The organism is Phormidesmis sp. 146-20, from assembly GCF_052939475.1.
Genome location: NZ_JBJPHT010000100.1, coordinates 1 through 6,545 on the forward strand (window position 1 = coordinate 1; position 6,545 = coordinate 6,545).

3 protein-coding genes are annotated in these 6,545 nt (G+C 48.6%); all 3 read right to left on the reverse strand.

What is annotated here, in order from left to right:
* Positions 1 to 765 (reverse strand): beta-phosphoglucomutase (gene pgmB / locus ACKFKH_RS33195; protein WP_446862669.1); only part of this gene is annotated, 765 nt, incomplete at its 3' end.
* Positions 762 to 3,008, reverse strand: a complete 2,247-nt coding sequence (locus ACKFKH_RS33200; RefSeq protein WP_446862670.1) for a glycoside hydrolase family 65 protein — start codon at positions 3,006 to 3,008, stop codon at positions 762 to 764. The genes ACKFKH_RS33200 and pgmB, both read right to left, overlap by 4 nt.
* A 398-nt stretch (positions 3,009 to 3,406) precedes the next feature.
* The gene (locus ACKFKH_RS33205; RefSeq protein ID WP_446862671.1) at positions 3,407 to 5,812 is read right to left on the reverse strand and encodes a sucrose synthase; all 2,406 of its coding nucleotides are present in this window, start codon (positions 5,810 to 5,812) and stop codon (positions 3,407 to 3,409) included.
* Positions 5,813 to 6,545: the final 733 nt, after the last annotated feature.

Here is a 6,545-nt window from a genome sequence, read left to right on the forward strand (position 1 = left end):
ACGAAAGTCTGCGCTCCTACGGCGTGATCGCTGCTTAATTTTGTCCGAAGTGTTGCTACTCGCGACGTTCGCTAATTTTGTTCGTAAGTCTAACCATTTGATGCCTTCAAGACTGGGTAACACGACATGGGCTGCCCCAACTCGATCGCTCGGCCCCAATCCGACCGCCCACATTCCCGCCGCGATCGCGGCCTCGATTCCCGCCGCTGCGTCTTCGATCACGACACACTGAAACGGCTGTAACCCAATCTCATTAGCCGCAAAGAGAAACAGATCCGGTGCAGGTTTGGGATTTTGCACACTGTAGCCATCGGCGATCGCATCGATTCGATCGACAATGCCCAGTTTCTCAATCACGGTACGAGCATTTTTGCTGGCCGATCCTAATGCTGTTTTGATTCCGGCTTGCCTGAGTTCGTCTAATAGCTCTAGCGATCCCGGAAGTAGATCGGCTGGAGTCACCTCTTTGATCGATTCGACGTAGTTTTTGTTTTTGCGCTCCATCATCTCCTGGATTTGCGCTTCTGTATACGATCGGCTCCCAATGATGTGCATTAACGATTCACGACGAGACACGCCTCGCAGCGCTTCATTCGCTTGACGATCGAAGGGCAACCCCTCTTCATCCGCTAATCGCTGCCACGATCGGTAGTGATATTCTGCGGTGTCTGTCAACACGCCATCTAGATCAAAAATCACGCCCTGAACGTCAAAAGGATGGGGCAAAGGGGCTGAATTCGTCAGAGAATTGTCCGATGGAGTCATGATTTCACCTGCTGAATTACGGGTTCTGAACTGCTAGTCGTTGCATTCGTCAGATCAAATTCGTGCCATTCACCGCGCCAGTGTAGTTTGAAGTTTAATCGCGTCCAATTGGGAGGCAGATGAGGGTTGGCGATCGGCCCTGCTTCGGTTAGTTTTACCCCCGCAAATCCCCAAATTACCGCTTGCCAAATGCCCCCCGCAGACGCTCCGTGAATCCCTTCGGCGGCATTGCCGCGCACATCTTCGAGATCGACCATTGCGGCCTGCATAAAGCGATCGTAAGCTTCTTGCGGATCACCCAAATCAGACGCGAGAATGGCATGAATCGCCGGGCCAAGCGAGGAGCCATAGGTAATATCAGTGCGCGGGGCGTAGTAGTCCCAATTTTTCTGCAAGATCTCCAGATTGTAGGGAAACTCTTGAGATTGACGCATCAGATACAACAGCATCAATACGTCGGGCTGTTTGAGAACTTGACGCTTGTTAGCGCCATCAATGCCCAAAATGGACTGCATGGATTTTGTGCGCGGCTCATAGTCTGCTAAGTTGATGTCTTCGAGGGCAAAAAAGCCGTCAAACTCTTCAATCAAGCCCGTCTTTTTGTCATAGGGGATGGAGATGTTTTTGACAATATCTTCCCAACGCGATCGCCGCTCTGAAGTCAGTTGTAATTTTTGCTGTAGCTCGATCGCTTTGTCGGGGTAGGTGTGAAACAGCCAATCAAAGACATAAATTGCTTTTTCTAGATTCCACTGAGCCATCCGATTGGTGAATGCGCTGTTGTGTACGTCGTGTTCGTGATATTCATCGGCTCCGATTACTTCTCGGATTTCATAGTATTCTTTTTTGGTATTCCACTCAACGCGACTTCTCCAGAACACCGCCGTATCTAAAATCAATTCCGCCCCACAATCGCGCATCCATTCATCGTCGCCTGTTGCTTTCCAGTAATACCACGTTGCATACGAGATATCTGCGCTGATGTGAATCTCCCGATCGCGGCACCAAATTCGGATATCTTCGGCATAAGGGTCAGTCGGCAACGCCCAACGAGGCGTGACTTCATCCCCCGTATCGGCACTTTCCCAGGCAAACATCGCCCCTTTGTAGCCATAGTAGACCGCTTTGCGTCGCGCTCCGGCCAGGGTGTGGTAGCGATAGGTGAGCAGATTTTTAGCGATCGTGGGCTGCGTATAAGTAAAAAAGGGCAGCAGAAAAATCTCGGTATCCCAAAAGACGTGACCTCGATAGCCAAAGCCAGAGAGCGTTTTTGCGGGAATGCTAACGCGATCGTCCTGTTGAGGAGCCGCAATCAATAGCTGAAACAGGTTGTAACGAATCGCAAGTTGTGCTCTGGTGTCGCCTTCGATCACGACATCGCTGGTTTGCCACACCTGACTCCAGGCCTGCTCGTGGGCTTTGAGTAATTGATCATAAGGCGGCAAGTCGGCCAATTTTGTTTGAGCCGCTTGGGCAGGCAATTCGACCTCTCTAGAGGTGAAAACCGTGATCACATTTTCGACGGTCACCGTCTGCCCATCTGCTGCCATAAATCCAGAAGTCAGGGTGGGATAACCGGGAACGCTCGTCACCTGTAACGACGCTTCTGCCCCAGAGATCGTCATTCCTGAAGCCATCCCTAACTCAATTCTCGAACTGCGAGTCCGCACCTGGAGCCACACACCCTGATCAGCTTTGCCCTGATTGAGCCATTCCCAGTGATTAAAGCCCTGATTTTCGGGATAGCCATTCATACTCGCCTGGACTTCGATATAGCCACTAAAGTCGATCGGCGTGATCTGACAGCGCAAAGCCAACACATTCTGGTCAGCCAAACTCGCAAATCGCTCAAACTTCAACTCGATCGTCTTGCCATTGGGACTGCGCCACCGCACCGATCGACTCAACAAACCTCGCCTCACATCCAACTGTCGCTCATAGCTCAAAATTTCTCCCTGCTCCAGGCGAAACCGCTCTCCATTCAGGCTCACCGACAAAGGCAGCCAATCGGGACAGTTGACCAACTCGGTGTACATCACAGGCACACTGTCATAAACGCCATGAATCAGCGTCGAAGGAGTCGCGCGAGGGTAGCCTTCCTCAAAGGTGCCGCGGGTGCCGACGTAGCCATTGCCGATCGTAAAGACGGTTTCTCTAGCGTGTAGTTGGTCAGGAATCCATTGAGTTTCGATCAATGTCCAATCGGTGTATCTGAGGGCAGGAGATTGATCTGGAGTATTCATGAGCAGGGCTTGATCGACTTGGGGAGGGGGAGATTGGGTCTGCATATCGTCACGGGGGAAGGAATGGGCCGTCAATTTAACGTCTGAGTCTGTTTTCAGGAAGTTTTTTTGCGTTGGAATTCGGTTTTTGTCCTCGATCGGGCGTGTTAGAGAACTTCAAGCCTGGGGTTCTGATTCAAAGTTCTCACTAGCGAAGGAATTTAGGCAGCTTTTTAAATTGTGCAGTTGCAGCGCTAGTCTTCTAAAAGTCACGCCAATCTAGAAAGGGTTGATTGTGTTCTGTGCTACTGAGGTCGTGAAACTTTTTCTATTGTCCCTCTCCCCCCGGCGGTTGTTGTACTTTCATTCAGAACTTAAGACTTGTTTTTGTTTTGGTAGACAACTTAACACTGATGACTTCATCGCTGCTTGTGCTGTTCCAAGATCAGGTCGGCTCTTGGCTTATAAAGCAGATGAAATAACGCTTCCAGGTATCGCATCAGAGGTTCGCGACTGTCACGAGAAATGTAGCTGCCAAATCCGTAAACTTTGGCGATCGCCAATAATCGCTCTGTGTGTAACCGCCAATTATACTGTTCGCGAATGCGATGGATGGATTTGTCGGATAGTGTTTTCCATGCCATAGCGTCAGCGTCACACTGTTGGAGAAACTGCAAGATTTTTTGAGTGCTGGATTCAAAGTCGGTGGGATTGATCAAAAAGCCGTTTTCTTCGTCCTGAATGATTTCTACGGCTCCGCCAAACTCAGTGGCAAAGGTCGGTAAGCCAGAGATCATCGCTTCTAAAATGGTGCGTCCAAACGCCTCAAATCGCGCAAAATGCACAAAAATCCCGCCTTTGTCCGCGATCGCTCGATACACTTCTCCCAGATCTTCACTGGGGAGCCGAATGCCAATCCACCGCAGGCGATCGTGAAGCTGATAGTGGTCGATCAGGTGATGCAGCTTTGCAATTTCGTCCGCTTCTTCGGGACTTTTTGCGGCTGAAGCATGTATTTTGTTGGTGACTAAAATCAGATTGCACTTATCTTGAAGTTCCTGATTTTTGGCGAAGCATTCCACTAATCCCGCAAGATTTTTGATGGCATTTATGGGAGAAACGGCCAGCATCGATCGCTTCTCAGAATTTTGCAGATTGCCCAAAATGTCATCGGATTGACGCTGAAAGATTAAGTCTTGAATGCGCGTACAGTTGCGTCGATCTTCTGTCTGAGTGTAAGGGAAGAAAAACGTCTCATTTACTCCCGGTGGCACTCGATTAAACTTGGGATGAAAGAGATTAACCCCATCGACGACGTGATAAAGCTGAGGCATCGTAAAACACTTGTAGGATTCGTACTGTCCCACTGTTTCAGGCGTTCCGACGATTTCTTGATACGACGATGTGATCACAAAGTCTGCCGCATTCATGCTGATCAAATCGGCGGTAAATTGAGCCGAAAAATGATACTGATCCTCTAAATCTTGCCAATAAAGATTGCTGAATAAGTATTTAGGTTTCTCTAAAGAATGAGCAATATTGCAGTGCAGCGTTTTGAGCCGACGCGCTAATAGAAATGCTACCAAATTGCCATCGGTGTAGTTACCAATAATTAGATTGGGACGACCCTGTAATTGTTTGAGCAGTTCGGCTTCGGCATCTAGCGCAAAGCTTTCTAGATAAGGGAAGATTTCAAATTTAGAAATCCAATTTTGAGTGACGTTGGGGTTAAATTCTTGAAAGGGCACCCGGAGAATCCAGCCGTGCTCTGTCCCATCGATTTTTTCTAAGCGCAGCCCACACTGAGTGCCTTCACAATTGGGAATGAGCCGCGTCAAAATCACCACCTGGGGTTGGATTCCCAGCAAATCGAGTCCTGCAATCTGAATGTCTTCTCGCAGCTTATTTTCTAGACTCCGGGCTTGATCCAACACATAAGCCACCTGTCCGGCGGTTTCGGGTCGCCCCAGCACACTTTCTTGGCCCACCCACCCATGCACCGAGACCAGCACCACTCGAAAAATCGCAGGCACACGAGACACAAATGCCTCTAAGATTGCGGGTTGGGGACTGTCAATCAAGCGATCGAGCAGTTCTAATGTTTCGCAGGCTCGCCCGATCGTATTGCCCCATCCTGGCTCCAGTCCCATTTCTTGCAGCTTGGGGTGAAAGTCGGCATAGGCCGCATCCGGATCATGAAGTCGTAAAAATCGCAGCGCTTGTTGAACCTGTTCGCGAAGTTTTTGTCCGTTGTGAATGCGATCGTTGACCAGCAGCGGAATGTCATTATATTGACGCAAGTGCAGCGCTTCAAACAGTGCGTCTAACCAGTATTGAGGATTGGTCTGCAACTCATCACACAGATAATGATTGAGAAACTCTAGCCCCTGACCAATGGTGCGCGGGTCGCTAATTTCAGGACTATCTTTGTAAAACGCACTGACATCTAGCTCAAAAATCTGAGGCTGGGCCCGATTGACTAGGCGATCGCGCGCTTCGAGGAGTGCTTGGGGGGTCATGCGTTCAGCTTTTTCGAGGTCTGCATCCCAGCGCCAGATCTGTTGGCTGGCAATCCAGGGGCGCACGATTAGCCAGATGTTGTCGCTTTCTAGCATGATCTCGTGAGTGTGATGAATCAGCTTACCCAGCGACGAGGCGCGATAAAAGTAACCTGGTTTTTGCGATCGATGACAATAATCTGCAAACGCTAAAAGGATTTCATTCCTCAAAAAGTAACGGTTCCCCGATTCGCTCAGGGCTTCGATCAGTTGGCGCAGCGCGATTTTTTCTTCGCTATTTAAGACCGCTTGGACGACTTCATACATGGCAAATTTCCAAATGTGAACAAGTGCTAGACCTGTGATATCGCAGCGTTGGGCAGGTCTATGTGATTATTTTGTCTACCCTCTGACTTTGCGGAGGTTTCTCAACGACAGCTATTCTAAGTTAGAAACAAATACAATTTTCCACCTCTATCGGTAGATGCAATTCTTTCTAAAGAAAGATTGACTTGTGTTTTTTCAGATATCGTGGGTGAGCAAAAATCAAAGCTTAAATTTCTTAACTCAAATTCCTTAAGAATCTCATACCAACGCTTTGCAAAGCTGTACATTTTTTCTAATCTCCCTTATACCAAATCAACCAACAAATGATACTCATAAAAAATCAGTTGATTAACCGATTTCTATCTCTCAGATTTGAAAAAAACCTATCAGGGAAGCCGTTTCAAAGTCCCCCAAAATGGGGGATTTAGGGGGCGAGGATCTGTATCAGTAACTAGTGAGTTTGGTACTAGAAGTCCATCGTGTATACATAAGTCGTTAATCGCTTCGTTTCAGTCGGCTTCAGCCCCCTAAATCCCCCACGAGTGAGGGACTTTGAACCCTTGAGAAATTGCTTGAACTGTAAAAATCTTTCTACTCAAAGTTCCCCAAAATGGGGGACGTAGGGGGCGGAACATCTCGGCAATGACTGATCAATCTGCTTGTCTGTACACGGTAGCCCTTAGAGCGCATTTCTAAATTAATGATTAAGCTTGCTCCTTGCATTCACCAAGCC

What these genes read in the sequence shown, in the direction of transcription:
- ACKFKH_RS33205 (WP_446862671.1), bottom strand. Translation starts at nt 5,812, where the DNA reads ATGTATGAAGTCGTCCAAGCGGTCTTAAATAGCGAAGAAAAAATCGCG.
- ACKFKH_RS33200 (WP_446862670.1), bottom strand. Translation starts at nt 3,008, where the DNA reads ATGAATACTCCAGATCAATCTCCTGCCCTCAGATACACCGATTGGACA.